Source organism: Pseudomonas rustica (assembly GCF_049959085.1).
GTDB lineage: Bacteria > Pseudomonadota > Gammaproteobacteria > Pseudomonadales > Pseudomonadaceae > Aquipseudomonas > Aquipseudomonas rustica.
The window spans coordinates 6,090,272-6,115,987 of the sequence record NZ_CP188200.1 but is presented as its reverse complement, the minus strand read 5'-3'; the positions used below and the strand labels follow the sequence as shown (position 1 = coordinate 6,115,987).

23 protein-coding genes and 1 riboswitch are annotated in these 25,716 nt (G+C 60.0%); of the genes, 11 read left to right on the top strand and 12 right to left on the bottom strand.

Annotation, left to right across the window (positions count from 1 at the left end):
• Positions 1-35 precede the first annotated feature (35 nt).
• The gene (gene mltA / locus ACP3TY_RS27755) at positions 36-1,208 is read left to right on the top strand and encodes a murein transglycosylase A (protein WP_426618940.1); all 1,173 of its coding nucleotides are present in this window, start codon (positions 36-38) and stop codon (positions 1,206-1,208) included.
• A 110-nt stretch (positions 1,209-1,318) separates the two neighbouring features.
• Here mltA and ACP3TY_RS27750 read toward each other — a convergent pair whose 3' ends face one another.
• Together ACP3TY_RS27750 and ACP3TY_RS27745 are read right to left on the bottom strand one after the other, a co-directional pair.
• Entirely contained in the window at positions 1,319-1,702 is a 384-nt protein-coding gene (locus ACP3TY_RS27750; protein ID WP_053124636.1) for an MAPEG family protein, read from the bottom strand.
• Positions 1,703-1,741: 39 nt separating this feature from the next.
• Positions 1,742-2,575 (bottom strand): EamA family transporter, encoded by an 834-nt coding sequence (locus tag ACP3TY_RS27745; RefSeq protein WP_426618938.1) that lies wholly within the window; start codon positions 2,573-2,575, stop codon positions 1,742-1,744.
• Positions 2,576-2,889: 314 nt separating this feature from the next.
• On the opposite strand from ACP3TY_RS27745, the gene ACP3TY_RS27740 reads away from it, so the two are divergent.
• Both ACP3TY_RS27740 and ACP3TY_RS27735 read left to right on the top strand, forming a co-directional pair.
• On the top strand, positions 2,890-4,059 hold the full coding sequence (locus tag ACP3TY_RS27740; protein WP_159811859.1) for an MFS transporter: 1,170 nt from the start codon (positions 2,890-2,892) through the stop codon (positions 4,057-4,059).
• Positions 4,060-4,298: 239 nt separating this feature from the next.
• Positions 4,299-5,561 (top strand): cation:proton antiporter, encoded by a 1,263-nt coding sequence (locus ACP3TY_RS27735; protein WP_159811860.1) that lies wholly within the window; start codon positions 4,299-4,301, stop codon positions 5,559-5,561.
• A 4-nt stretch (positions 5,562-5,565) separates the two neighbouring features.
• Here ACP3TY_RS27735 and ACP3TY_RS27730 read toward each other — a convergent pair whose 3' ends face one another.
• Positions 5,566-6,864, bottom strand: a complete 1,299-nt coding sequence (locus tag ACP3TY_RS27730) for an amidase (protein WP_426618936.1) — start codon at positions 6,862-6,864, stop codon at positions 5,566-5,568.
• A complete protein-coding gene (locus tag ACP3TY_RS27725; RefSeq protein WP_426618935.1) occupies positions 6,851-7,267 on the bottom strand; it encodes a VOC family protein in 417 nt (138 codons plus the stop codon). The genes ACP3TY_RS27730 and ACP3TY_RS27725 overlap by 14 nt, the downstream gene beginning before the upstream one ends.
• Before the next feature lie 112 nt (positions 7,268-7,379).
• Here ACP3TY_RS27725 and ACP3TY_RS27720 point away from each other — a divergent pair, with 112 nt between their 5' ends.
• The gene (locus tag ACP3TY_RS27720; RefSeq protein ID WP_426618934.1) at positions 7,380-8,276 is read left to right on the top strand and encodes a LysR substrate-binding domain-containing protein; all 897 of its coding nucleotides are present in this window, start codon (positions 7,380-7,382) and stop codon (positions 8,274-8,276) included.
• Here the strand turns inward: ACP3TY_RS27720 and ACP3TY_RS27715 are convergent.
• Positions 8,243-9,133, bottom strand: coding sequence for a formate/nitrite transporter family protein (locus tag ACP3TY_RS27715; RefSeq protein ID WP_053124651.1), 891 nt, complete (start codon positions 9,131-9,133; stop codon positions 8,243-8,245). The two genes, ACP3TY_RS27720 and ACP3TY_RS27715, sit on opposite strands and share 34 nt — an antisense overlap.
• Positions 9,134-9,317: 184 nt before the next feature.
• Positions 9,318-9,725, bottom strand: coding sequence for an acyl-CoA thioesterase (locus ACP3TY_RS27710; protein WP_016984776.1), 408 nt, complete (start codon positions 9,723-9,725; stop codon positions 9,318-9,320).
• 190 nt (positions 9,726-9,915) lie between these two features.
• Positions 9,916-10,015, top strand: a riboswitch (S-adenosyl-L-homocysteine riboswitch).
• 23 nt (positions 10,016-10,038) lie between these two features.
• Between ACP3TY_RS27710 and ahcY the strand changes: the two genes are divergently transcribed.
• The 4 genes from ahcY (at position 10,039) to ACP3TY_RS27690 (ending at position 15,565) form a co-directional block, all read left to right on the top strand.
• Positions 10,039-11,448: an adenosylhomocysteinase gene (ahcY, locus tag ACP3TY_RS27705; RefSeq protein ID WP_159811865.1), complete on the top strand. Its 1,410-nt coding sequence runs from the start codon at positions 10,039-10,041 to the stop codon at positions 11,446-11,448.
• Between the two features lie 185 nt (positions 11,449-11,633).
• Entirely contained in the window at positions 11,634-12,479 is an 846-nt protein-coding gene (gene metF, locus ACP3TY_RS27700; RefSeq protein WP_053124662.1) for a methylenetetrahydrofolate reductase [NAD(P)H], read from the top strand.
• A gap of 170 nt (positions 12,480-12,649) precedes the next feature.
• Complete coding sequence (locus ACP3TY_RS27695) at positions 12,650-13,462, top strand: substrate-binding periplasmic protein (protein ID WP_426618933.1); 813 nt, start codon at positions 12,650-12,652, stop codon at positions 13,460-13,462.
• 222 nt (positions 13,463-13,684) lie between these two features.
• Positions 13,685-15,565 carry a DEAD/DEAH box helicase gene (locus tag ACP3TY_RS27690; protein ID WP_426618932.1) on the top strand — a complete coding sequence of 627 codons (1,881 nt, stop codon included), beginning with the start codon at positions 13,685-13,687 and terminating at the stop codon, positions 15,563-15,565.
• Between the two features lie 242 nt (positions 15,566-15,807).
• On the opposite strand, the gene ACP3TY_RS27685 is transcribed toward ACP3TY_RS27690, so the two are convergent.
• The 3 genes from ACP3TY_RS27685 to ACP3TY_RS27675 form a co-directional block, all read right to left on the bottom strand.
• A complete protein-coding gene (locus ACP3TY_RS27685) occupies positions 15,808-16,383 on the bottom strand; it encodes a YceI family protein (RefSeq protein WP_159811867.1) in 576 nt (191 codons plus the stop codon).
• 31 nt (positions 16,384-16,414) lie between these two features.
• Positions 16,415-16,966 carry a cytochrome b gene (locus tag ACP3TY_RS27680; RefSeq protein ID WP_426618931.1) on the bottom strand — a complete coding sequence of 184 codons (552 nt, stop codon included), beginning with the start codon at positions 16,964-16,966 and terminating at the stop codon, positions 16,415-16,417.
• A gap of 338 nt (positions 16,967-17,304) precedes the next feature.
• The gene (locus ACP3TY_RS27675) at positions 17,305-19,068 is read right to left on the bottom strand and encodes a flavin monoamine oxidase family protein (protein ID WP_426618930.1); all 1,764 of its coding nucleotides are present in this window, start codon (positions 19,066-19,068) and stop codon (positions 17,305-17,307) included.
• Positions 19,069-19,290: 222 nt separating this feature from the next.
• Here ACP3TY_RS27675 and ACP3TY_RS27670 point away from each other — a divergent pair, with 222 nt between their 5' ends.
• Positions 19,291-20,697: an adenosylmethionine--8-amino-7-oxononanoate transaminase gene (locus ACP3TY_RS27670; protein WP_426618929.1), complete on the top strand. Its 1,407-nt coding sequence runs from the start codon at positions 19,291-19,293 to the stop codon at positions 20,695-20,697.
• A 136-nt stretch (positions 20,698-20,833) separates the two neighbouring features.
• Positions 20,834-21,553: a 16S rRNA (uracil(1498)-N(3))-methyltransferase gene (locus ACP3TY_RS27665; protein WP_426618928.1), complete on the top strand. Its 720-nt coding sequence runs from the start codon at positions 20,834-20,836 to the stop codon at positions 21,551-21,553.
• Between the two features lie 81 nt (positions 21,554-21,634).
• On the opposite strand, the gene ACP3TY_RS27660 is transcribed toward ACP3TY_RS27665, so the two are convergent.
• Positions 21,635-22,537 (bottom strand): transporter substrate-binding domain-containing protein, encoded by a 903-nt coding sequence (locus ACP3TY_RS27660; RefSeq protein ID WP_212550141.1) that lies wholly within the window; start codon positions 22,535-22,537, stop codon positions 21,635-21,637.
• Between the two features lie 51 nt (positions 22,538-22,588).
• Positions 22,589-23,830 (bottom strand): D-amino acid dehydrogenase, encoded by a 1,242-nt coding sequence (locus tag ACP3TY_RS27655; RefSeq protein ID WP_426618927.1) that lies wholly within the window; start codon positions 23,828-23,830, stop codon positions 22,589-22,591.
• Between the two features lie 108 nt (positions 23,831-23,938).
• Here ACP3TY_RS27655 and ACP3TY_RS27650 point away from each other — a divergent pair, with 108 nt between their 5' ends.
• Entirely contained in the window at positions 23,939-24,850 is a 912-nt protein-coding gene (locus ACP3TY_RS27650; RefSeq protein ID WP_426618926.1) for a LysR family transcriptional regulator, read from the top strand.
• A 117-nt stretch (positions 24,851-24,967) separates the two neighbouring features.
• On the opposite strand, the gene trhA is transcribed toward ACP3TY_RS27650, so the two are convergent.
• The gene (gene trhA / locus ACP3TY_RS27645; protein WP_053124673.1) at positions 24,968-25,585 is read right to left on the bottom strand and encodes a PAQR family membrane homeostasis protein TrhA; all 618 of its coding nucleotides are present in this window, start codon (positions 25,583-25,585) and stop codon (positions 24,968-24,970) included.
• Between the last annotated feature and the right edge of the window lie 131 nt (positions 25,586-25,716).

Below are 25,716 nucleotides of genomic sequence, written 5' to 3'. Positions count from 1 at the left end.
TGGAGCATTCGGGCGACCGGCACAGGAATTACTCCATGAACAGCCGCTTCAAGGCCTGGCGTCACCCATTGATCGCAACCCTTCCGCTGCTGGCGATCCTCGCCGGCTGCACCGGTGGCGAGACTGCCAAGCCGAAAACCCACGCACTGGCCACTTACTCCAGCGCCACGTGGGAAGCACTGCCGGTTGTGTCCGACAGCGATCTGGTGGCAGGTTTCGGTTCGTGGCGCAGCGCCTGCACCCGACTCAAGGCTGATACGGTCTGGGGCCCGACCTGCGCAGCAGCGGCCACTGTGCCGCAGAGCGCCGACGAGATTCGCGCCTTTCTCAAACAGAACCTCGATGTCTTCGGTCTGCGCGCTGAAAACGACAATCCCAACGGCTTGATCACCGGTTACTACGAACCGGTCTACCCCGGCAGCCTGACCCCGACCGACGTGGCGAATGTCCCGGTGTACGGCGTGCCCGAAGACATGATCATCGTCTCGCTCGACAGCATCTATCCGGAATTGAAGGGCAAACGCCTGCGCGGTCGTCTCGAAGGTCGCGTGCTCAAACCTTACGACGACGCCGCGACCATCGAAGCCAAAGGCGTGAAAGCCCCCGTGGTCGCCTACCTGACCGATCCGATGAACCTGCAATTCCTGCAAATTCAGGGTTCCGGGCGCATCCAGACTCAGGACGGCAAACAGCTGCGCATCGCCTATGCCGATCAGAACGGTCATCCGTACCGGCCGATTGGTCGTTGGCTGGTCGAGCAAGGCGAGTTGAAGAAAGAAGACGTGACCATGAGCGCGATCAGCAATTGGGCCAAGGCCAACCCGGCGCGCATCCCGGAACTGCTGGGCAGCAACCCGAGCTACGTGTTCTTCACCCGCAACCCGGACAGCAACGAAGGCCCGCGCGGTTCGCTGAACGTACCGCTAACGGCTGGCTATAGCGCGGCGGTGGATCGCAAGGTGATTCCGTTGGGCAGTCTGTTGTGGCTGTCGACCACGCGCCCGGATGGCACCGCATTGGTTCGCCCGGTCGCGGCGCAGGACACCGGCGGCGCGATTGCTGGCGAGGTGCGTGCGGATTTCTTCTGGGGCACAGGCGATGCGGCCGGGCAACTGGCCGGGGACATGAAACAGCAGGGGCAAATCTGGATGCTCTGGCCAAAAGGCGCGCCGCTGCCGCAAGTGCCGCAGGTGGCGGACAAACCTTAAAAGCAAAAGATCGCAGCCTTCGGCAGCTCCTACAGGGCTAAACACATAACCTGTGTAGGAGCTGCCGCAGGCTCGGGCCGCGTTCGGACGATCTATTGATCTTGCTTTGACTAAACCGACACAAAGAAGAACGAAGCAATCAACCCCATCCCCACAAACCACACCAGCGAACGCAAGATCGCCCAGTCGGCCAGATAGCAAATGATGTACAGCAGGCGACTGGTGATAAACATCACCGCCAGCACATTCACCGTCACCAACTGCGCCGTCCCCACCAGATGCGCGACGAGCACCGCCGCGGCAAACGCCGGCATCACTTCAAAGCTGTTCAATTGCGCCGCATGCGCCCGCCGAGCCACACCATTCAGGCTTTCGAGAAAGTCGCGCGGATCATGATTGTCACTCAGCCGATAGCCGCCAACAGCCTTGGCCACACCAGTGCAGACATACGGCAAAAAAATCGCGATCAACACACACCACAGAGCCACCGTCATAACGCCGTCCTTTTTTCGAGTTATAGAATTCGCGGGCTGTCAGAACTTCATGATCAGCATGCCAATCAGCACCAGCCCACAGGCTAAGAGCCGCGGTCGGCCGAAAGGTTCTTTGAGGTAGCGCATTCCGAACAGCACCACCAGGATCACGCTGATCTCACGTAACGCCGCCGCTTCGGCAATCGAGCCCAACTGCATCGCCCACAGCACCAGAGCGTAGCTGGCCAACACGCAGAAGCCCACCGCCAGACCGAGCTTCCATTGCTCGCGCCAGAACAGCATGAACGCCGGACGCTTGGCGACCCACGCCAGCAACGGAAACGGCCAGGCGCTGAGCAGCGTGACCCAGACCAGATAATCCAGCGGATGCGACCAGCGCCGCAGCGCCTGGCCATCGATGTAGGTGTAGCAACCGATGCACAAGCCGATCAGCGCCACCACGGGCAGCATCGACCACGGCAAGTGTTTGCCACCGCCGCCCTGCCAAAGCAGGCAGACCATGCCCACCGGAATCAGCATGATCCCGAAGATCTGCTGGGTGGTGAGCACCTCACCGGCGAAGATCAGGGTCAGCGCCAGCACCACCAGCGGCGACAGTCCGCGCATCAGTGGATAGACCAGCCCCAGATCGCCCACCCGATACGCTTGAATCAACAAATAGCGATAGAGCAGTTCAAACGCCGCCGACGCCAGAATCCATGGCCAGATCTCCATGGGCGGCAGGCTCACAAACGGAAACGCGATGGCGACGACCAGCAGCGCCACGGTGTCCATGCACGCCACCACCAGCAGCCGCTCGGCGCTGAATTTGATCAACGTATTCCACGTCGCATGCAACAGCGCAGCCATCAATACCAAACCCGTCGCCAGCACCTTTCACCTCTTATTTTTATGAATCCCCGTGTAGGAGCTGCCGAAGGCTGCGATCTTTTGATCCTGATTTTTAAGAGCAAGATCAAAAGATCGCAGCCTGCGGCAGCTCCTACAGTGAAAATCGATAATTCGAATAGTCAGATTATTGATTCGCGATGTGTCAGCAGCTGTTTATACTGCAAGCGACCACGCCGCACTCAGTTGCGCACAGAAAAATTCCAATAATTCCCGCCTGCACCGCCTCTCTCCGAGAACGGTCGATGGCCTGCGTACGCCTGATCACAGCGTCAAGACTACCGACAGAGACCTTGCGCATGCCACTCGCTTTGCTTGCCCTCGCTGTTGCCGCATTCGGCATCGGCACCACTGAATTCGTCATCATGGGCCTGCTGCCCGACGTCGCCCGCGACCTCGCCGTGAGCATTCCCCACGCTGGTTTGTTGATCACCGGGTACGCGCTGGGCGTGGTTTTCGGCGCGCCGATCCTGGCGATCGGCACCGCCAACATGCCGCGCAAAGCGACGCTGCTGGGCATGACGCTGATGTTCATCCTCGGCAACATCCTCTGCGCCCTCGCCCCGAACTACGCGACGCTGATGGCTGCACGCGTGGTCACGGCGCTGTGCCACGGTGCGTTTTTCGGCATCGGCTCGGTGGTTGCCGCCGGGCTCGTTGCGCCGAACAAACGTGCGCAAGCAATTGCGATGATGTTCACCGGCCTGACTTTGGCCAACGTCCTCGGCGTGCCATTGGGCACAGCGCTCGGCCAGTACGCCGGGTGGCGTTCGACGTTCTGGGCGGTGTCGGTGATCGGCGTCATCGCCGCCCTCGCTCAGTGGTTCTGGCTGCCGAAACACATCCCGATGGACAAGGCCAACCTCGCCAGCGAGTTCAAAGTGCTGGGCAAGGTCAATGTGCTGCTGGCGCTGGGCATGAGCGTGCTGGCCTCGACCAGTCTGTTCAGCGTGTTCACCTACATCGCGCCGATCCTGCAGGACATCACCGGCGTCAGCCCGCATGGCGTGACCGTGATGTTGCTGTTGTTTGGCGTGGGCTTGACCGGCGGCAGCATGCTCGGTGGACGTCTGGCGGACAGCCGTTTGTTGCCTTCGCTGGTCGGTGTGGCGCTGGCGGTTGTGGTGATTCTGGCGGCGTTCAGTCAGACCAGCCGTTCGGTGGTACCCGCCGCAATCACGCTGGTGCTGTGGGGGATATTCGCTTTTGCGCTGTGCCCGATTTTGCAGTTGCTGATCATCGATCAGGCGCATGAGGCGCCGAATCTGGGTTCGACGTTGAACCAGAGCGCATTCAATCTGGGTAACGCGGCGGGCGCGTGGATCGGCGGGCTGGTGGTTGCCAGCGGTGCGGATCTGGCGGATCTGCCGTGGACGGGGGCGCTGGTCGGCGGGTTGACGGTGCTGACGGCGCTTTTGTTTATTTATCTGCAACGTCGGGGGGCGGTTGCGGTCAATGTGTCCGGCTAGCCCTCACCCTGACCCTCTCCCAGAGAGAGAGGGGACTGACCGACGTGAATGTGCGAGCTACGCCGACCTGAAACTTCGAGTCGAACTCAGGAGTTGAACTCGACCAAGATCGGCTCCTTCTCCCTCCGCGAGAGGGCTGGGGTGAGGGAAGCTTGTGCCCTCAGCCACTGTCACCCCATCAAACCCTTGCGCCCAAGCATGGCCGCACCTCAAAAACCCCTCCATCCAAAGGACCCCGGATGCTTGAACTTGTCGCCGCTTTCATCTGCCTCACCACCCTTCTCACCTTCGTCAACTTCCGCTTCATCGGACTGCCGCCGACCATCGGCGTGATGGTCACCGCGTTGCTGTTCTCGCTGATCCTGCAAGGCCTGAGCGTACTCGGCTACCCCGGTCTTGAAGAACGCGTGCAGCAACTGATCGGCCAGATCGACTTCGGCGATTTGCTGATGAACTGGATGCTCTCGTTCCTGCTGTTCGCCGGCGCCTTGCACGTCAACCTCAACGACTTGCGCAGCTACCGCTGGCCGATTGGCCTGCTGGCGACCTTCGGTGTGTTGATCGCCACCACGGTGATCGGCAGCCTCGCCTTTTACATCTTTGCCCTGTTCGGCTGGCACGTGAGTTTTCTTTACTGCCTGCTGTTCGGCGCGCTGATTTCGCCCACCGACCCGATCGCGGTGCTCGGCGTGTTGCGTACCGCCAACGCCTCGAAACCACTGAAAACCACCATCGTCGGCGAGTCGCTGTTCAACGACGGCACGGCGGTTGTGGTGTTCACCGTGTTGCTCGGCATCGCCCAACTCGGCGAAACCCCGACCGTCAGCGCCACGGCCATGCTGTTCGTTCACGAAGCGATTGGCGGTGTGCTGTTCGGCGGGCTGATCGGTTACCTGGTCTATCGGATGATCAAAAGCATCGAGCAGCATCAGATCACTGTGATGCTGACGCTGGCGCTGGTCATCGGCGGTTCGGCGATGGCCACCGAGATTCATGTGTCAGCGCCGATCGCGATGGTGGTCGCCGGTCTGATCATCGGCAACGTCGGGCGCAATCTGGCGATGAACGAAATGACTCGTCGTTACCTCGACGGTTTCTGGGAATTGCTCGATGACATGCTCAACGCGCTGCTGTTCGCGCTGATCGGCATGGAGCTGTTGCTGCTGCCGTTCAACTGGTTGCACATGGCCGCGGCCGGTGTGTTGGCGGTGGCGATTTTGTTGTCGCGTCTGCTCACCGTCGCTCCGGCGATTCTGCTGCTACGGCGCTGGCGCACAGTGCCCGCCGGCACCATCCGCATTCTGACCTGGGGCGGTTTGCGCGGTGGTGTTTCGGTGGCACTGGCGCTGGCCCTGCCGCTGGGGCCGGAGCGCGATTTGCTGCTGAGCATCACCTACATCGTGGTGCTGTCGTCGATCCTGCTGCAGGGCCTGACCATCGGCAAACTGGTCAAGCATGCGACGCGCAATGAGCCGAAAGCGGCGACTGAATCTGCGCACTGACGCATCACTGTGGCGCCGTCTCGCGGGCAGTGCTCAGCACTGCCTCAACCTGCCCGGCAGCGTATAACAGATGACTGTCGGCTCTGAACGCGCCAATCATTTGCAGGCCAATGGGCAACGCCCCGGTCTTGCGGACGAGAGGAAGGTTGATTTGCGGCAAGCCAAACGCCATCCAGAATTTGCTGAAATCGGATGGCCCCGTCGCGCCAAGCCCCACCGGCGCGACGATACCGCAGCTCGCACCCAGCACCGCGTCAAACGGTTGGAATATCGGCTCCAACACCGCGGCTAACGTTGCCAGGCGCTTCTTCGCCGCTGACTCTTGCGCCCACGTCGTCAGACGGGCGCGCTCGATCATCGCCAGTAATTCCTCACTGAGTTGGTCAGGGTGCACTTGCAGCTCTTTGGCCAGTGAGCGGGCGCCCTCGCAATCGTTGATCAACAGATGATCATCGAATACCGACGCAAACGCCTCAGGCAGCACCACTTCAATGACTTGATGGCCCGCCATTCGCAAATCCTCAACCGCGGCTTCCAGTGCTGTGGCTACCTCTTCATCAACCTGATCCCAACGCGCCGTACGACAGAAGCCGAACGTGCAAACGCTCTGTTGATGAGCAAGTGTCGGGAGACCGGGGATCAAGACTTGCGCTATCAGCTCGAGATCGCGCACCGAGCGGCCATACCAACCCACCGTGTCGAAACTCGGCGCCAATGGCTTTACCCCTTCCAGCGAAACCAGCCCGTACGAAGGTTTGAACGCATACAGGCCGCAATAGGAGGCCGGTTTGATCAACGACCCGGCGGTCTGCGTGCCCAACGCGAGCGGAAAAAATCCGGCCGCCATCCCCGCTGCCGAGCCGGCACTGGAGCTTCCGGGGGTTCTGTCGAGATCATGCGGATTGCGAGTTGGCCCGGTGTGCATGTAAGCGAATTCGGTGGTGTGGGTCTTGCCCATGATCACCGCCCCGGCCTGGCGCAGCAGTGCGACGACATGGGCATCACGCGAAGGACGATTGTCCTCATAGATCGGCGAGTAGAAACGGGTCGGATGATCTACGGTGTCATAGATGTCCTTGACCCCCACGGGCACACCCGCCAGCAGGCCTTTTGCATCGCTGTTTTTCAGGTGCCGAGCCTGGCTGCGAACTGCGTCCGGGTCGAACGAAACAAACGCTTTTATGCTCGACTCCTGCGCTTCGACACGGTCAAGGAAATGCTCGGCGACGGCCTCTGCGCTCACGGCCTGCGAACGAACCCGCTCAGCAATGGCGGTGGCATCAGCGTGATCAAAATTGTGCATAAACACCCTGCAAGTCAGTGAAGCCCTTTATCTCAATCGGATTGCCGGCAGGATCCAGAAAAAACATCGTGGCTTGCTCACCGGGCTCTCCGGGAAAACGAATGTGTGGACGAAGCACAAATTGCACCTGGCCTTCGATCAAGCGCTCCTTCAACGCAACCCAGTCCGACATCTCGAGGATCACGCCGAGATGGGGCATCGGCACGTTATGCTCGCCGACTTTCCCGGTGTTGCTGACCGCAAAGGGTTCGCCCAAGTGCAACGACAATTGATGGCCGAAAAAATCGAAATCGACCCAGGTCTCGGTACTGCGACCTTCTTTACACCCCAGCAAACCTCCAAAAAAATCGCGGGAAACCTGCAAATCGCGGACGTGCATAGCGAGATGAAAAATCGACTGCATATAGAACTCCTGACGATCACCGGGCGATGGAAACAGCGGAATGCTTGAAGACTGTGCGGTTTCGATCAAAAGAGATAGCCTGTAATTCTTACTGCTATCGAAAGCATTTCTTATGGACACGCGATATTTAAAGAGCCTGATCACCGTGGTCGAATGCGGCTCGATCGCCCATGCTGCGCGAATTGAAGGACTGACGGCCGCCGCGATCAGTCAGCGCATTCTCGCGCTCGAACGGCAGCTCGGTTTTGAGCTGTTATCCCGCGTCGGGCATGCCGCCAAGCCGAGTCAGGCCTGTCTCGGTCTGTTGCCCAGAGCCAGACGTATCGTTCGTGAAGTGGCCTTATTGGCGGGAGACGCTGACGGCGCGGGGCTGACCGGACAGTTGCGAATCGGCGCAATTTCCACGGTTCTGACCGGGCTGATGCCGCAAGCATTGCGCGCGCTGACCGTGTCGGCGCCGGGTTTGACCCCGGTGATCGTGCCGGGAACATCGCGATCGCTGTATCAGGCACTTCTTTCAGGCGAAGTGGACGCGGCGATCCTCGTCGCTCCGCCGTTCGAATTGCCCAAAGCCCTGCAAGCGGTGTCCCTGCGCAAGGAACCGCTGGTGTTTCTGTCGAAAGAAAAGTCCTCGATCAGCATTCCTGCGCAACTCATGAGCCAGCCTTACATCCGCTACGACCCGGACGCTTGGGGCGGACGCTACGCCGAGCAATATCTGGCGGATCAAGGATTGAAGCCGACACCGATGGTCGATCTGGATGCGCTGGAGACCATTGCCATGCTGGTGACGGGCGGCATGGGTGTGAGCCTCGTGCCCTATTGGTCCGGTTTTGAGCAATGGGGCCATCAATGCGCAGTGAGCCAGATTGGCAATGATCGCTATGACCGCGAGATCGCGCTGATCAGCCCGGCCCAGACCGATCGGCCAAACATGATCAGCGCTTTGTGCGCGGCACTTTCAACGACCACGCCTCATCGCTCGGAATCCTTCTTCGACTCGCCTTGATCCTCATCAGGGCCGCTGGATTTCGGCGTCCCGCTCTCACTGCGAATCTGCGCGTGGCTGATCAACGCGAAGATGAAACTGCCACCGATGATATTCCCCGCCAGCGTCGGCCCGGCGAAGACCATCCAGAAATCACTCCACGGCAACTCGCCGGCAAACACCAGGTACGACACTTCCGCCGAACCGACGACGATGTGGGTGAAATCGCCGAGCGCCATGAGATAGGTGATGAGGATGATGATCCACATCTTCGCGCTCTCCATGGACGGGATCATCCAGACCATGGTGGCGATCATCCAGCCGGACACGATGCCCTTGGCGAACATCTGGCTGGCGTGGTTTTCCATGACCTTGCGGCCAATTTCGAGGAAAGCGTGATCGGTCTTGGTATCGAAGATCGGCAGTTCGAGCATCACGTACGCCACCAGAATCGTGCCGCAGAGGTTGCCGACCAGCACCACCGTCCACAGACGAATCAGCCGGCCGAAGTTTTGAAGGGTCGGTTTGGTCATCACCGGCAGCACGGCGGTCAGGGTATTTTCGGTGAACAGTTGCTGGCGGGCGAGGATCACCGCGAGGAAACCGGCGCAGTAGCCGAAACTGGCGATCACTTTGAATTCGTCACCGTCGGGCAGGCGCGAGTTGAGCAGGCCCATGCCCATCAGCGACAGGCCCATGGTCAACCCGGCCGCCAGCGCCGACCACCAGAGTGCGGCGATGCTGCGCTCCAGCTCCTGATCGCCTTGCGAGCGGATGATTTCATGCAGAACGGCCGCGCGGGGCGGCTGGTTTTTCTCGACTTCGTGCTGTTCTTTGGCCGAGAGGTCGGGGGTCTTGCCGTCGGTAGGGGTGGTCATGGCGTGGGAACCGTGGGGGTGGTGTTTAGCTACGACCCTCGCGGCCTGGAATACGTTCTGTAGGCGCCACGCAAATCCTTTGTCGGACATGTAGGAGCTGCCGAAGGCTGCGATCTTTTGATTTTGATTTTTTAGAAACAAGATCAAAAGATCGCAGCCTGCGGCAGCTCCTACGGGGGTCGCGTTATTTGGTGACTAACTCATCTTCCTGGAACTGGTCTTTGACGTATTTGATTTCGGTGCGGCCGTGCGGCGCCGGCAAGCCGTCTTCACCGAGGTTCACAAACACCATCTTCTCAACGGTCAGAATGCTCTTGCGGGTGATCTTGTTGCGCACTTCGCAGGTCAGGGTGATCGAGGTGCGGCCGAACTCGGTGGCGGTAATGCCCAGTTCGATGATGTCGCCCTGGCGCGAGGCGCTGACGAAGTTGATTTCGGAAATGTACTTGGTCACCACGCGCTGATTGCCCAACTGGACGATCGCGTAAATCGCCGCTTCTTCGTCGATCCAGCGCAACAGACTGCCACCGAACAGGGTGCCGTTGGGGTTGAGGTCTTCGGGTTTTACCCATTTGCGGGTGTGGAAATTCATGGGGGACGGACTCCGAGGTGTTTGGGCATTAGGTTTACTCCCCCAGCTTTAAGTTGCAAGCGACAAGCTGCAAGTAAAAGCCGAGCCGCTGTTACTTGTCGCTTGCGGCTTGCCACTCGCAGCTCAAAGAAAGCTATAATCGCCACCGTTTCAAAACGGTCATCTTCAATTGATACCGTTTTCCCGCCACCTGTCCGAGGGGCGCTGCAGCAGGTTCAACCTGTCAGGCTCGGATGGGGCGTTGACCGGCCTAAGGCTGGACACTAAACGCACAACGGCGCCCATTCGCATACATTACGAATGGAGGCTCTTCATGAGCGCTGTTATCACGCCTGCAGATTTTAACGATTACAAAGTTGCCGACATGTCCCTGGCTGCCTGGGGCCGTCGCGAAACCATCATCGCCGAATCGGAAATGCCGGCTCTGATGGGTCTGCGTCGCAAGTACTCCGGCGAACAGCCGTTGAAAGGCGCCAAGATCCTCGGCTGCATCCACATGACCATTCAGACTGCCGTGCTGATCGAAACCCTGGTTGCCCTGGGTGCCGAAGTACGCTGGTCGTCGTGCAACATTTTCTCGACTCAGGATCAGGCTGCTGCCGCTATCGCTGCTGCCGGCATCCCGGTTTTCGCCTGGAAAGGCGAAACTGAAGAAGAGTACGAGTGGTGCCTGGAACAAACCATCCTCAAGGATGGCGCGCCATGGGACGCCAACATGATCCTCGACGACGGCGGCGACCTGACTCAGCTGCTGCACGACAAGTACCCACAAGTACTGGATCGCGTACACGGCGTGACCGAAGAAACCACCACCGGCGTACACCGTCTGCTGGACATGCTGGCCAAGGGCGAACTGCGCATCCCGGCCATCAACGTCAACGACTCGGTGACCAAGTCCAAGAACGACAACAAGTACGGCTGCCGTCACAGCCTGAACGACGCGATCAAGCGCGGTACCGACCACCTGCTGTCCGGCAAGCAAGCGCTGGTCATCGGTTACGGTGACGTGGGCAAGGGCTCCGCGCAGTCCCTGCGTCAGGAAGGCATGATCGTTAAGGTTTCCGAAGTTGACCCAATCTGCGCCATGCAAGCGTGCATGGACGGTTTCGAACTGGTGTCGCCGTTCATCGACGGTATCAACGACGGTTCCGAAGCCAGCATCGACAAAGCGCTGCTGGGCAAGATCGACCTGATCGTGACCACCACCGGTAACGTCAATGTCTGCGACTCGAACATGCTCAAAGCCCTGAAGAAGCGCGCCGTTGTCTGCAACATCGGTCACTTCGACAACGAAATCGACACCGCTTTCATGCGCAAGAACTGGGCATGGGAAGAAGTGAAGCCACAGGTACACAAGATTCACCGTACCGGCCCGGGCGCTTTCGACGCGCAGAACGACGACTACCTGATCCTGTTGGCCGAAGGCCGTCTGGTGAACCTGGGTAACGCCACTGGCCACCCAAGCCGCATCATGGACGGTTCGTTCGCCAACCAGGTTCTGGCGCAGATCTTCCTGTTCGACCAGAAGTACGCCGACCTTTCGCCAGCCCAGAAAGCCGAGCGCCTGACCGTTGAAGTACTGCCGAAGAAACTCGACGAAGAAGTGGCCCTGGAAATGGTTCGCGGCTTCGGCGGCGTGGTCACCCAACTGACCAAGCAACAGGCTGACTACATCGGCGTGACCGTCGAAGGCCCGTTCAAGCCGCACGCTTACCGCTATTAAAAGCAGCTGCGAGCTTCAAGCTGCAAGCGGCAAGTAGAAGCGGTTGGTTTACTTGCTGCCTGCGGCTGTCGCTGGCTTCTTCATCGTCATTATGCAGCCGCTGGCCGCAAGCTTCAGGCGCAAGGTTTGGGTGCTCCGCTCTCTTGCAGCTTGCAGCTTGCAGCTTGTAGCTGGAGGTTTCCTCCATGTCCCAAGACCGTCGCTACAGCTTCGAGTTCTTCCCGACCAAGACCGATGCTGGGCATGAAAAACTGCTCGCCACTGCTCGTCAGTTGGCCACTTACAACCCTGATTTCTTTTCCTGCACCTATGGCGCTGGTGGTTCGACCCGTGATCGCACCCTCAACACCGTTCTGCAACTGGAAAGCGAAGTCAAAGTACCGGCCGCACCGCACTTGTCGTGCGTCGGCGACAGCAAGGACGACCTGCGCGGCCTGCTGAACGAGTACAAGGCTGCCGGCATCAAGCGCATCGTCGCCCTGCGCGGTGACCTGCCGTCCGGCATGGGCATGACCAGCGGTGAGCTGCGTCACGCCAATGAACTGGTTGAATTCATTCGTGAAGAAACCGGCGATCATTTCCACATCGAAGTCGCTGCGTACCCGGAGATGCATCCGCAAGCACGCAACTACGAAGACGATCTGGCCAACTTCGTGCGCAAAGCCAAGGCTGGCGCCGACAGCGCGATCACCCAGTACTTCTTCAACGCCGACAGCTACTTCTACTTTGTCGACCGTTTGCAGGCGCAGGGTGTCGATCTGCCGATCGTCCCGGGGATCATGCCGATCACCAACTACAGCAAACTCGCACGCTTCTCCGATGCCTGCGGTGCGGAAATTCCGCGCTGGATCCGCAAGCAACTGGAAGCCTACGGCGATGACACGCAAAGCATTCAGCGCTTTGGCGAGCAAGTCGTCAGCGAGATGTGCGAGCGCCTGTTGCAGGGCGGCGCACCGGGGCTGCACTTCTATTCCATGAACCAGGCTGAACCGAGTCTGGCGATCTGGAATAACCTGAAGTTGCCGCGCTAAGCGTTAGAAGCAAGATTAAAAGATCGCAGCCTTCGGCAGCTCCTACACAGGGTGATTAATACCAATGTAGGAGCTGCCGTAGGCTGCGATCTTTTGCTTTTAAACGCCCGAAACAGAGCATCTGCTGCCACCTTCTGGCTCTTTCGCGTTTCTCGTCGTAATCTCAAGCCATGCCCTTGATCACACAGTTATTCGCCGTGCTGGTTTTTGCTTGCCTGAGCTTCGCTGCTCGAGGCGAGAAGTTGCGTATTGTCACCGAGCCGTGGGCGCCTTACGTCTACGAAGAGAACGGCAAAAACCTCGGGCTCGACTACGAAACCACCGCCATTGTCTTCAAACGGCTGGGCATCGAAGTCGAATGGCAGTTCCTGCCGTGGAAACGTTGCCTGTCGATGCTCGAAACCGGTCAGGCCGACGGTGCGCTGGATATCTTTCACAGCGATGAGCGCGACGCCACCCTGCTCTACCCGAGCGAACCGCTGTCGGACGTCGAGTTCGTGATGTTCTACGCCAACGATCGACCGCACCCGTTCAGCACACTCGAAGAACTCAAAGGCCTGACCATTGGCACCTCGCCGGGCTATCTATATAGCCCCGACTTCAGCAATTCGACTCTGCTTACTCGCGAACCGGCGCCGACCCACGAGGCCAATTTCGGCAAACTGGTGCGTGGTCGTATCGACTTGCTGATCACCGATCGCCGCGTCGGCCAGCATTTGCTCGATGAACTGGATATCCGCAATCAGATCACTGAAAACCCGACCGTGATTAGCCGCCAGAGCCAGTTTTTGGCCGTTCGGCGTAATGCTGGCATGGATTTACTGGTGCAGCGTTTCGGTGCCGAGCTCAAGCGTTTCAAGCGCGAACCGGCCTACGCCGAGCTAAGCGCGCGCTACGGCGCGGCCCCGTCCGATGTCGCGCCGCTGGGCAATGCCTCGGCCAGCCGCAAAACCGTTGAGCAGCAGGAAAGCAGCGCGCAGTGATTGCTCTGTTATACTCCGGCGTTCCCGCCAGGCTCACGCCCGGACGCCCGGAACCGTAAAAGGCCTCTCGACCCGCTACAGCGCAGCTTCCCAGCCCGCGCGAGCACTCCAGACGTGCCTTCGGAACCGCAGCAGGACCGGACGGGATTGCGTCCTCTTAAACGTGATTCGCGCCAGGCAAGACTCCCATTGGGCCAAGCCCTAACTAAAACAGGATTACTCATGTCCTTTGCTTCCCTCGGTCTCTCCGAGGCTTTAGTCCGCGCCATCGAAGATGCGGGCTATACCGAGCCTACTCCGGTGCAACAGCGGGCCATTCCCGCCGTGTTGCAAGGTCGCGACCTGATGGTGGCGGCTCAGACAGGTACCGGTAAAACCGGCGGTTTCGCCCTTCCGATCCTGGAGCGGTTGTTCCCCAACGGTCACCCGGACAAATCCCAGCGTCATGGCCCGCGCCAACCGCGCGTACTGGTCCTGACCCCGACCCGCGAACTCGCGGCCCAGGTACACGAGAGCTTCAAGATCTACGCCCGTGACCTGAAATTCGTAAGCGCCTGCATCTTCGGCGGCGTCGGCATGAACCCACAGGTTCAGGCCATGTCCCGTGGCGTTGACGTGCTCGTTGCCTGCCCGGGTCGTTTGCTCGATCTGTGTGGCCAGGGCAGCGTTGACCTGTCCCACGTGGAAATCCTCGTCCTCGACGAAGCCGACCGCATGCTCGACATGGGCTTCGTGCACGACGTGAAGAAAGTCCTCGCGCGTCTGCCGTCCAAGCGTCAGAACCTGCTGTTCTCGGCGACGTTCTCCAAGGACATCACCGACCTCGCCGGCAAGCTGCTGCACAACCCGGAACGCATCGAAGTGACGCCGCCGAACACCACGGTCGAGCGCATCGAACAACGCGTCTTCCGTCTGCCAGCCAGCCACAAGCGTGCGCTGCTGGCGCACCTGATCACCGCCGGCGCGTGGGAACAGGTGCTGGTCTTCACTCGCACCAAGCACGGCGCCAACCGTCTGGCCGAATACCTGGACAAACACGGCCTGCCGGCTGTGGCGATCCACGGTAACAAGAGCCAGAACGCGCGCACCAAAGCGCTGGCCGACTTCAAGGCCAACCAGGTACGCATTCTGGTAGCCACCGACATCGCCGCACGCGGTCTGGACATCGATCAGTTGCCACACGTGGTCAACTTCGAACTGCCGAACGTCGATGAAGATTACGTTCACCGTATCGGCCGTACGGGCCGTGCCGGTCGTTCGGGCGAGGCGATTTCGCTGGTCGCGCCGGACGAAGAAAAACTGCTGAAAAGCATCGAACGCATGACCAAGCAGAAAATCGCCGACGGCGACCTGATGGGCTTCGATTCGAGCACCATTGAAGCCGAGAAGCCGGAAGTGCGTGAGCGTCCGGACGTGCGTAACCCGCGCAATCCACGTGGCCCACGTGGCGACGGGCCGAATGGCGGCGGCGGTGGCGGCGGTCGTAAAGACAAAGGCAAAGACAAGGGCAAAGACAAGCCGGCCGGTGAACGTGGCGAGCGCCCTGCCCGTCAGCAGAAACCGCGCGAAGGCACCCCCGCCCGCGAACAGCGTCCAAGCCAGCCGCCGCGTGCGGCAGCTGATCGTGCACCGGACGAGTTCCTCGATGACGATGTGGATAACTTCGGTAACCGCGTTGACTACGTGCCAAAGCCTGCTCCGGCTGGCGGTCGCGGCCGTCGTCCAGGCGCACCCGCTCAAGGTGCAGGCGCAGGTTCGGGCGCACCCCGTGGCGGTCAGCCACAAGGTCGCCAGAACGGCCCGCGCAACAGCAACGGTTCGAGCACCGGCACCCCGCCAGCCAAACGCAGCGGCCCGCGTAACGGCGCACCGCGTGATGGTCAGCCGGCGCGTCGCGATGACGCTTCGTCGTCGCGCAACCGCCGTCCAGCCCGTGACGATCAGCCACGCAGCGAGCCAGCCGTGCAAAACCCGCGCAGCACTGGCCCGAAGATCATGCACAAGGAGTCGAAAGCCGACCGCTTCCCGACGCCTGAACAGCTCGATCAACTGCCAAGCCGCCCACGTGGCGAAAAACCAGCCTTGCTGACCCGCAATCGCTGAGTTAACGCTGCACTGAAAAATGCCCCGCCTCGAAAGAGCCGGGGCATTTTTTATGGACGACCCAAACCCGCTTTCTGTAGGAGCTGCCGAAGGCTGCGATCTTTTGATCTTGATCTGCAAAAAGCCAGGATCAAAAGATCGCAGCCTTCGGCAGCTCCTACAGGGGGAATTGTGTTGTGACGGGCAATAAAAAACGCCCCCGGCCTTTCAACCGGGGGCGTTTTTGTGTGGCAGGGGGAAAGTTACTTAACTTTCACGCCTTCCAGCGAGATGTCCAGATCCGCAGTTTGCGAGGTAGGACCTGGGCCCTTGATCCCGAAATCGTTCAGGTTCAGGGTGGTGGTGGCGTTGAAGCCAGCACGCTCGCCGCCCCATGGATCCTTGCCTTCGCCGTTGAACGTGGCCTTGAAGGTCACAGGCTTGGTCACGCCGTGCAGAGTCAGGTCGCCGGTCACGTCAGCAGTCTTTTCACCGGTCGATTTAACGGCGGTGGAGACGAACTTGGCATCAGCAAACTTGCCAACATCCAGGAAGTCTTTACTGGCGATGTGCTTGTCACGCTCAGCGTGGTTCGACCACAGGCTGGCGGTTTTCACATCAACGGAGATCTTGCTAGCTTCAGGCTTGGCCGAATCCCACGAGAAGGTACCGTCGAAATCTTTGAAAGTACCGTGGATGAAGCTGTAACCCAGGTGGCTGATTTTCCAGTCAACGAAGGCGTGCTGGCCTTCCTTGTCGATTTTGTAGTCCGCTGCCATGGCCTGAGCCGAGAGCAGTGCAGAACCGATTGCCAGAGCGGCCAGAGTCTTTTTCAACATGCTTTCTTTTCCTTTGAGTCGAGGTTGAATTTCAGGCTTTGCGACCGAGCATTCGCGTCAGGGTCACATCACGATCGATAAAGTGGTGCTTCAAAGCTGCCAACGCATGGAGACCGGAAAAAATTACCAGTATCCACGCCAGCCACAGGTGAATCACCCCAGCGGTATCTGCCTGATCCGGTAGCCCGGAGACCAGTGCAGGAACTTCAAACAGGCCAAACACCGGGATCCCGACACCGTCTGCGGTGGAAATCAGGTAACCGGCAATCATCACAGCGAACAGCGCGAGATACAGAAACCCGTGGCCGAATTTGGCGCCGATACGGGTCATGCGGCTGTAGCTTTGCAGCGTCGGCGGCGGTGGGCTGATAAAGCGCCACAGCACCCGTAACACCATCACGGCCAGCAACACCAGGCCGATGCTCTTGTGCAGATCCGGCGCCTCTTTGCGCCAGCTGCTGTAGTAATCCAGCCCGACCATCCACAGACCCAGCGCAAACAATCCGAAGACCACCAGCGCCACGCCCCAGTGCATGAAGATGCTGACCCAACCGTAGCGCGAAGAAGAGTTACGTAGCTGCATTGCCCAAATCCTGTGAGAACTGCGAACCAAGACTAGCGAGTTATCTATCGAATTAAAGCGGAAAATTTCGCTTTGAAATATCGAGAAATACGATCAAGAGTCTGTAAGTGGCGTGTTAAGGAAAGATTAACGGGGAAAGTGTGGCGGGATGTTGTTTCTAAGCAATGGATTTGTGTTGGCAGAGCGGGCGCCTTCGCGAGCAGGCTCGCTCCCACAGTTGATCTCATTCCTATTGAAAGTACTCGGTCAAATGTGGGAGCGAGCCTGCTCGCGAATGCTGACTGTCAGGCAAAAAAAAGCGCGGCATAAACGCCGCGCTTCTTCATTCACCGCAAGGCTTACTGCGCCTTGGTCTCGGTCGTTGCAGCAGGCTTGGCCGCTGGCTTCTTCGCCGGTTCAGCCTTCTTCGCTGCCGGTTTCGCCGCAGGCTTTTTCGCTTCGGTTTTAGCCGCTGGTTTCTTCGCCGCAGGCTTGGCCGCCGCTTTCTTCGCTGGCTCAGCCTTCACCGGTGCCGCAGGCTTCGGTGCTTCCACCGGAGCTGGCGCAACTGCAGGAGTCGGCGCAGGTGCTGGTGCTACCGGAGCAAGAGCCGGCTCTGGCGCCTTCACTGGCTCAGGCTTCTTCTCGTCATCCGAACCACCAAACAGGTTGCTGAAGAAGTTGCCCTTCTTCGCCGCCACGGCACCCGCCGCCGCTGCTGCAGCCGGCACCACTTTCACTGGCTCAAAGGATTTGCCTGCCGCCAGATCTTCAACCTGACTGGCCGCACGCTGACCGGTGCGCAGTGCGCCTTCCAGTGTGCCCGGGTACAAGGTGTCGGTGTGTTCGCCAGCGAACGCTACGCGTTGCAGCGGACGTTCCCACAGACGCCAGAACTTGCTGATCTGGCCCGGGCCGTAAGCCAGGTACGCGCCGCCCATCGACGGGTCGGTGCTGTAGCGACGGATTTCATAACCGGTGAACGAGCCACGAGCCTGTGGATAGAACGCGTGCAGACGGATCAGCACCTGATCGACCATCTGCTTGTCGCCGAACGCCTGCATCACGCGGGCATTGTCGCCGGACAGGTTGATCACCACGTTGGCGCCGCCCTTCAGCGCAGGCTCGATCCAGAGCATGCCGAGACCGGTGTTGCTGTAGATCTCGCCGGACATGCGCGCCTTGGGTTCCCACACTGGCGTCTTGAACTTCAGCATGATCTGGTCGCGCCAGCCGTAGTTGGTGCCTTTGATCGCGGCCAGGTGCTGAGCATCCAGCGCCGGCGTCAGGGCAATCTTGTTCAGCGCACGCAGCGGCACGGCCAACACGACGTAGTCCGCCTGGTAGCCAACGCTGCCGACTTTGACGGTCACGCCGTCCTTGTCCTGAACGATCGCCGATACCGGCGAGTTGGTCTTGATGGTTTTGATCTGTTTGACGAACGCCTGCGCCAGCACCTGGCTGCCGCCGACCAGACGCGAAGCACGCAGGTCACGGTCGGAAACGCCGCGATAAACGCGATTCTGCTGCGCGAAGTACAGCAGCGACAGACGCGAAGGTTCGTCGTAGTGAGTGCGGATGTCCTGGTTGATCAACTGACGCGCAGTGGCCGGCAGGTTCTGCCGGTCGAGCCAGCTCGCCACGGTGATCTGATCCAGCGCGTGCAGGGTGTTGGTCGCGGCCGGGTTCTGCGGATCATCGATCGAACGCGCCAGGTCATCGACGGTTTTTTCGTAACGCTTGATCGCTTCAGCGGTGGCCGGTTGCTTGGTCGCCAGATCAGCGGCGGAGAAATACTCGCCGTCGATCAGATAACTCGGCGTACGCACGAATTCCGGCGCCGGCGTGGTGCCCAGCTTGAACGTCGACACGTACTTGTTCAGCACCGGCTGCGTCTTCTCATTGCCGATCCACTCGCTGGTGGCCATGCCCGAGCGCCCGCCCATGCTCGGTTTGGCTTCCAGCAGCGTGACCTGCCAGCCCTTGTTTTGCAGTTCGTAAGCGGCGGTCAGACCCGACAGGCCGCCGCCGATCACGATTGCAGTTTTATCCTTGGCCAGCGCCGTAACGCTGAACAGCCCCAACATCACCAGCGCACAGGCGCGCAGCCAACCGACAGACATTCAGCGAACTCCGGAAATACCACAGAAAAAAGCAGTTGTGCGGGTCAGACGACCCAAAGAACCGCGAAGAATACGTTAGCCATCAAAACGCCGCCAGCGACGTCTATCGGCTCATACAAAGTAGCTCAATCGACACAATGGGTTGTTCCCGCGCGATGCATTGCATAGGCTTGCGCGATTGTTTGCCCGCGCCTGACGCGAGCCGCCTCGAGGAGACTGTAAATGGGCCTGAATAACCAGTGGATGCAACGCGACCTCGCGGTGTTGTGGCATCCCTGCACCCAGATGAAAGACCACGAACAGCTGCCGCTGATCCCGATCAAGCGCGGTGAAGGCGTCTGGCTCGAAGACTTCGAAGGCAAGCGCTACCTCGATGCGGTCAGCTCGTGGTGGGTCAACGTATTCGGCCACGCCAACCCGCGGATCAACCAGCGCATCAAGGATCAGGTCGATCAGCTGGAGCATGTGATTCTGGCCGGTTTCAGCCATCAACCGGTGATCGAGCTGTCCGAGCGTCTGGTGAAGATGACGCCGCAAGGCCTGAACCGGGTGTTCTACGCCGATAACGGTTCGTCCTGCATCGAAGTCGCGCTGAAAATGAGCTTCCACTACTGGCTCAATCGCGGCCAGCCAAACAAAAAGCGCTTCGTCACCCTGACCAACAGCTACCACGGCGAAACCATGGCAGCGATGGCGGTCGGCGACGTGCCGCTGTTCACCGAAACCTACAAAGCGCTGCTGATGGACACCATCAAGGTGCCGAGCCCGGATTGCTATGGGCGTCCCGACGGCATGAGCTGGGAAGAACATTCGCGCAACATGTTCGCCGCCATGGAACAGACCCTGGCAGAAAATCATGACAGCGTCGCGGCAGTGATTGTCGAGCCGCTGATTCAGGGTGCCGGCGGCATGCGCATGTATCACCCGGTGTATCTGACCTTGCTGCGCGAGGCCTGTGATCGCTACGGCGTGCATCTGATCCTCGACGAAATCGCCGTTGGGTTTGGCCGCACCGGGACGATGTTTGCCTGTGAGCAGGCCGGCATTCGCCCGGACTTCCTCTGCCTGTCGAAAGCCCTGACCGGCGGCTATTTGCCGCTGGCCGCGTGCCTGACCACCGATGAGGTCTACAGCGCGTTTTACGACGACTATCCAACCTTGCGCGCCTTCCTCCATTCGCACAGCTACACCGGCAACCCGCTGGCGTGCGCGGCGGCACTGGCGACGCTGGATATCTTCGAGCACGACAACGTCATCGAGAACAACAAGGCCCTCGCGCAGCGCATGGCCTCGGCGACGGCGCATCTGGTCGATCACCCGAACGTCTCTGAAGTGCGCCAGACCGGCATGGTGCTGGCCATCGAGATGGTCAAGGATAAGGCTACGAAAGAGGCCTACCCTTGGCAGGAGCGTCGCGGCTTGAAAGTGTTCCAGCATGCGCTGGAGCGTGGCGCGTTGCTGCGTCCGCTGGGCAGCGTGGTGTATTTCCTGCCGCCGTACGTGATCACCCCGGAGCAGATCGACTTCCTCGCCGAAGTCGCCAGCGAAGGCATCGACATTGCCACGCGTGACAGCGTCAGCGTCGCCGTGCCGAAAGACTTCCACCCTGGCTTCCGCGATCCGGGTTGATCCGGTTTACTCGCTCGTTCCCACGCTCCGCGTGGGAATGCAGTCCGGGACGCTCCGCGTCCCAAAGCGGACGCAGAGCGTCCATTGAGGCATTCCCACGCAGAGCGTGGGAACGATCTAATCTGAGAGACCCGAAATGAGACTGTCCCGCTTCTTTATCGACGCCCCCCTGAGCACCGGCGAACACGAATTGCCGGAGGCCCAGGCGCATTACATCAGCCGCGTGCTGCGCATGGCCGAGGGCGATGCGGTGCAGATGTTCGACGGTTCCGGCCATGAGTTTCGCGGCGTCCTGCTGGAAGTCGGCAAGAAGCGCGTGACCGTGCAGATCAACGAGCAATTCGCCGGTCAGGTTGAATCGCCGCTGCACATCCACCTCGGCCAGGGCTTGTCCCGAGGCGAGCGCATGGATTGGGCGATTCAGAAAGCCACCGAACTCGGCGTGAATGAAATCACGCCGATCTTCAGCGACCGCTGCGAAGTCCGCCTCAAGGACGAACGCGCCGACAAACGCCTGCTGCACTGGCGTCAGGTGGCGATCAGTGCGTGTGAACAATGTGGTCGTTCGCGAGTGCCGGTGATTCACCCGCCGGTGTTGCTGGCAGACTGGATCAAGCAGACCGAAGCCGAGTTGAAACTGGTGCTGCACCCGGTGGCGGAGCCGTTGGTGAGTCATGCCAAACCAGCGACTTTGGCGTTCCTGATCGGGCCTGAGGGCGGGTTGAAGGATGCTGAGGTTGAGCAGGCCAAGGGCAACGGTTTCCATGCGGCCCGGCTTGGGCCGCGGGTATTGCGCACCGAGACTGCGCCGGTGGTTGCATTGGCGGTGGCTCAGCAGTTATGGGGTGATTTTTAGGGCCTTAAAAGATCGCAGCCTTCGGCAGCTCCTACACAGTATTCCCCTGTAGGAGCTGCCGCAGGCTGCGATCTTTTGATTTTACTGAACCGGATCACTCACCGGTTTGGCAATAATCGCCTTCAACTCGCTGGTCATCGGAAACTCCAGGTTCAACCCCTTCGGCGGGATCGGCTGTTCAAACCAGCGCTGATAAATCCCGTTGATCTCCCCCGAACGATACAGATCCGCCAACGCGCCATTCACCAGCGCCAGAAACTGCGGATCATCCTTGCGCACCATGCAGCTGTAGATTTCCCGCGACTGCTCCTCCCCCACCACCACCCAGTTATGCGGATCGCGCGCCTTGGCCCGTTCGCCGTAGAGCAGCGCGTCGTCCATATAGAACGCCGCTGCACGTCCCGACTCGAGCATCTGGAACGCCTCGCCATGATCCTTGGCGCTGATCACTGACATGTCGAGTTTGTGATCGTGGTTGTAGCTCTTCAGGTAGCGCTCATTGGTCGTGCCCGCCGTGGTCACCACGTTCTTGCCGCGCAGGTCGTCGAAGCTTTTGATGCCGCTGTCCTTGGCCGTCAGCAACTGGCCTTTGACGTAGATGAACCCATAGGAAAAAGACACCTGTTTCTGCCGCTCGGCGGTGACGCCGGTGGAGCCGCACTCAAGGTCGACCGTGCCGTTCTGCACCAGCGGAATCCGCGTCTGCGAAGTGACGAGGTTGTACTTCACTTTCAAATCCGGCCGCGCCAGTTGCTGCTGAATGCGCTCGACAATCTTGCCCGCCAGATCCACCGAATAACCCATTGGTTTACCGGTGTTATCGCCCACGTAAGAGAACGGCACCGAGGCGTCGCGATAGCCCAGCGTGATGCTGTTGGCGCTGGCGATCTTGCCGAGCGTGCCAGTCAATGGCGCCTCATTGGCGTGGGCCTGACTGCCGATCAGCAGTCCCAACGTACAGGCAAGCAACGTGATTTTTTGCATTGTTATTCTCCGTTGTCGGTGTGGTTGTTTGAACGGTAAAGCGTTGATCAATCAAGCCGCACGGGGATTGAAACCGTGCAGATCAATCGACGTGTGTTGTTGGCCGATCAGCTCGCGGAGCAACTGCCCGCTGCCGCACGCAAGGGTAAAACCGAGCGCACCGTGACCGAGATTCAGCCACAGATTGCGATAGGCCGTGGCGCCCAAAAGAGGCACACCGGTTGGCGTCGCCGGGCGCATACCAGCCCACTCGGTTGCGGCGTCATAGTTTCCGGCCTCGGGAAAAGTGTCGCGGGCCTGACGTTTGATCAGCGCCAATCGCTGCGGATCAACTGCCGGATCGAAGCCGACAATATCCACCATCGCCGCCACGCGCAGCTGTTCGCCGATGCGCGCGTAGACGATCTTGCGGTCGTAGTCGGTGATGCTAACGTCCGGCGCACGGTGCTCGCTACTGATCGGCACGGTCAGGCTGTAGCCCTTAAGCGGATACAGCGGCAAACGCAGACCGGGCAGCGCCAGCAATGAACTGCGATGGCCGGCGGCGATCACCAGTTGCTCGACGGGCAGCGTTTCACCGCCCAACTCGATAGCGGTGACCGCGCCGTTACTGTGCCGAATCGCGGTCACCGCTTGGCCGAGGCGAAACTCGCAACGCGCGGACGCCTTCAATCGCGCCGCCAGTTGCTGACAGAAACCGTGGCAATCGCCGACCTCTTCGTCCGGCGTATAGATCGCACCCACGAACGGCGCATCGGCCAGCGCCGGTTCCAGTTGCGCGCATTCGCTGGCGGACATCACCTGCTGTTGCTGCGGATCGGCCAGGCCTTTGCGTGCATGCTCAAAGCTGCCGGCGTTGCGGAAGGTCACCAGTTTGCCGTTGCGCCGCCAGTTGAATCCGTCCAGCCCATCGTCCTCGCGCCAGCGCTTCAGCGTGCTCTGACTGAACAGCGCCAAACGCAGCAGATGCGCGGCATTTTCACGGTTGACCGAAGTGCGACAGGCGGCAAGAAACGCCGCCATCCAGCGCCATTGCGCTGGATCCAGACGCGGACGCAGCTTGAGCGGTGAGTCGCCGCGCAGCATCCAGCCAATCGCCTGCATCGGCACGCCGGCATCGGCCAGCGGCGCGACGTAGCGATAGGACAACTGGCCGCCGTTGGCAAAACTGGTCTCGCTGCCGAGCGCATCACGCGCCTCGATCACCGTCACTTCAAAGCCGTCGCGCACCAGCGCATAGGCCGTTGCCAGACCGATCACGCCACCGCCGATGATGCACACACGCTGAGCCATTGCTGCCTCTGAATCCTGCTAAAGACGGATTCGAGGTTAGAGCCAGGTGACAGCCGCCGGACAATGAATAAAGATGCCTTAACCATAAACAAAGGTTATGGACTCGCCATGCGTCTACGTCACATCGAGATTTTCCAGGCCATTCGCCAGACCGGCTCGGTCAGCGGCGCCGCGCAGTTGCTGCACGTCTCGCAACCGGCGGTGAGCAAGGTGTTGCAGCACGCCGAACAGCAACTGGGGTTTCCGTTGTTTCTGCGTGTGCGTGGCAAGTTGCAGGCGACCCCGGAAGCGCTCGAACTGGAGCGCGAAGTCGACAAGGTCACGGAAAGCCTGCAAGGCGTGCGGCGTCTAGCGCAGAGCCTGCGTCGCGAGCCGGGACACAGTTTGCGCATCGGCGCGACGCCGGCGCTGGCCTTGTCGCTGCTGCCGCCGGCGATTCATCAGTGGACAACGCGCTACCCGGACATCGCTTGCGAACTGTCCAGCGCGCACAGCCGTGAGCTGATGCAGAATTTGTTGATGCGTGAAGTGGATGTTGCGCTGACCTTGCAGTTGCCCGATCACCCGGGTCTGAAGGCGCAGGCGCTGGCGTCAGGGGTGTTGGTGGCGTTGGCACCGAAAGATTTCTGGCCGGTTGAAGAGGCAGGAAAACCTCTGCCGTTGATGGCGCTGGCGGGGGCGTCGTTGATTGGTCTGTCGAGTGCCGATCCGTTGGCGGCGCGGCTCGACAGTTACCTGGAAGCGGTCGAACCGCCGCCGTTGGTGCGGATTGCCGTGCAGACGTATTCACTGGCGCGGGCGATGGTGGAATCGGGTGCGGGGGTGGCGGTGATTGATCCGTTTACTGCGCTCGGCGCGTCATCGGCGACCACCACGATTCGCCCGTTGGCCCCGCCGCTGCCGATCACCCTGTACGCCGTGACCCGCGCCAGCGAACCACCGCCGCATACCCTCAACGATCTGCTGAAAATCTTCAGCGATCGTGCGCAAGAACAACTCAATAACCTGAACCCTGCATAGAACTAATGTGGGAGCGAGCCTGCTCGCGAATGCGGTGTTTCATTCAACAAAGATGTTGCCTGAACTGACGCCTTCGCGAGCAGGCTCGCTCCCACAGGGGATTGGGGATGATTCTGGTTAGAGGACATAAAACATAATCGCCACAAAGTGCAGCAGACTCCCGGCGATCACGAACAAATGCCAGATCCCGTGCGCATGCCGCAAGCGATGATCAAGGGCAAAAAAGATAATCCCCACCGTGTACAAAACCCCGCCCGACGCCAGCCAGGCAAACCCGGTCGTGCCCAGCGCCGCAATCAAAGGCTTCACCGCTACCAACACAATCCAGCCCATCACCGCGTAAATCACGATCGACAGAATCCGCGCTTCCGAACGCGGTTTGATCTCTTGCAGAATGCCGATCAGCGCCAGCCCCCAGACAATCCCGAACAACGTCCAGCCCCACGGCCCGCGCAGGGTTACCAGGCAGAATGGCGTGTAACTGCCGGCGATCAACAGGTAGATCGAAAAGTGATCGACCTTTTTCATGATCGCTTTCTTGCGCCCGCGCACGCTGTGGTACACGGTCGAGGCGCTGTAGAGCACCAGCAAAGTGAATGCGTAAATCGCCACACTGACAATCTTCCACGGGCTGCCGTCGAGGCAGGCGATCACCAACATCCACACGCCGCCGACAAAAGCCGCCACTGCCCCGACCAGATGGGTCCAGGCGTTCAATCGTTCTCCGTGATACATGTATTGCTCACCTCACATTCATTACCGCAGCGCGCAAGGCTCGGGCCTTGAGCGTAAAAGCGCAATGTTTCTGTTCAAAGCCAAGATCAAAAGATCGCAGCCTTCGGCAGCTCCTACAGGTGATCGCATTG

Coding starts and splice junctions, on each gene's coding strand:
- metF (WP_053124662.1), top strand. CDS start 11,634: ATGTCCCAAGACCGTCGCTACAGCTTCGAGTTCTTCCCGACCAAGACC.
- ACP3TY_RS27690 (WP_426618932.1), top strand. CDS start 13,685: ATGTCCTTTGCTTCCCTCGGTCTCTCCGAGGCTTTAGTCCGCGCCATC.
- ACP3TY_RS27675 (WP_426618930.1), bottom strand. CDS start 19,068: ATGTCTGTCGGTTGGCTGCGCGCCTGTGCGCTGGTGATGTTGGGGCTG.
- mltA (WP_426618940.1), top strand. CDS start 36: ATGAACAGCCGCTTCAAGGCCTGGCGTCACCCATTGATCGCAACCCTT.
- ACP3TY_RS27720 (WP_426618934.1), top strand. CDS start 7,380: ATGGACACGCGATATTTAAAGAGCCTGATCACCGTGGTCGAATGCGGC.
- ACP3TY_RS27655 (WP_426618927.1), bottom strand. CDS start 23,830: ATGGCTCAGCGTGTGTGCATCATCGGCGGTGGCGTGATCGGTCTGGCA.
- ACP3TY_RS27730 (WP_426618936.1), bottom strand. CDS start 6,864: ATGCACAATTTTGATCACGCTGATGCCACCGCCATTGCTGAGCGGGTT.
- ACP3TY_RS27660 (WP_212550141.1), bottom strand. CDS start 22,537: ATGCAAAAAATCACGTTGCTTGCCTGTACGTTGGGACTGCTGATCGGC.
- ACP3TY_RS27650 (WP_426618926.1), top strand. CDS start 23,939: ATGCGTCTACGTCACATCGAGATTTTCCAGGCCATTCGCCAGACCGGC.
- ahcY (WP_159811865.1), top strand. CDS start 10,039: ATGAGCGCTGTTATCACGCCTGCAGATTTTAACGATTACAAAGTTGCC.
- ACP3TY_RS27680 (WP_426618931.1), bottom strand. CDS start 16,966: ATGCAGCTACGTAACTCTTCTTCGCGCTACGGTTGGGTCAGCATCTTC.
- ACP3TY_RS27740 (WP_159811859.1), top strand. CDS start 2,890: ATGCCACTCGCTTTGCTTGCCCTCGCTGTTGCCGCATTCGGCATCGGC.
- ACP3TY_RS27715 (WP_053124651.1), bottom strand. CDS start 9,133: ATGACCACCCCTACCGACGGCAAGACCCCCGACCTCTCGGCCAAAGAA.
- ACP3TY_RS27750 (WP_053124636.1), bottom strand. CDS start 1,702: ATGACGGTGGCTCTGTGGTGTGTGTTGATCGCGATTTTTTTGCCGTAT.
- ACP3TY_RS27695 (WP_426618933.1), top strand. CDS start 12,650: ATGCCCTTGATCACACAGTTATTCGCCGTGCTGGTTTTTGCTTGCCTG.
- ACP3TY_RS27670 (WP_426618929.1), top strand. CDS start 19,291: ATGGGCCTGAATAACCAGTGGATGCAACGCGACCTCGCGGTGTTGTGG.
- ACP3TY_RS27710 (WP_016984776.1), bottom strand. CDS start 9,725: ATGAATTTCCACACCCGCAAATGGGTAAAACCCGAAGACCTCAACCCC.
- ACP3TY_RS27685 (WP_159811867.1), bottom strand. CDS start 16,383: ATGTTGAAAAAGACTCTGGCCGCTCTGGCAATCGGTTCTGCACTGCTC.
- ACP3TY_RS27725 (WP_426618935.1), bottom strand. CDS start 7,267: ATGCAGTCGATTTTTCATCTCGCTATGCACGTCCGCGATTTGCAGGTT.
- trhA (WP_053124673.1), bottom strand. CDS start 25,585: ATGTATCACGGAGAACGATTGAACGCCTGGACCCATCTGGTCGGGGCA.
- ACP3TY_RS27735 (WP_159811860.1), top strand. CDS start 4,299: ATGCTTGAACTTGTCGCCGCTTTCATCTGCCTCACCACCCTTCTCACC.
- ACP3TY_RS27665 (WP_426618928.1), top strand. CDS start 20,834: ATGAGACTGTCCCGCTTCTTTATCGACGCCCCCCTGAGCACCGGCGAA.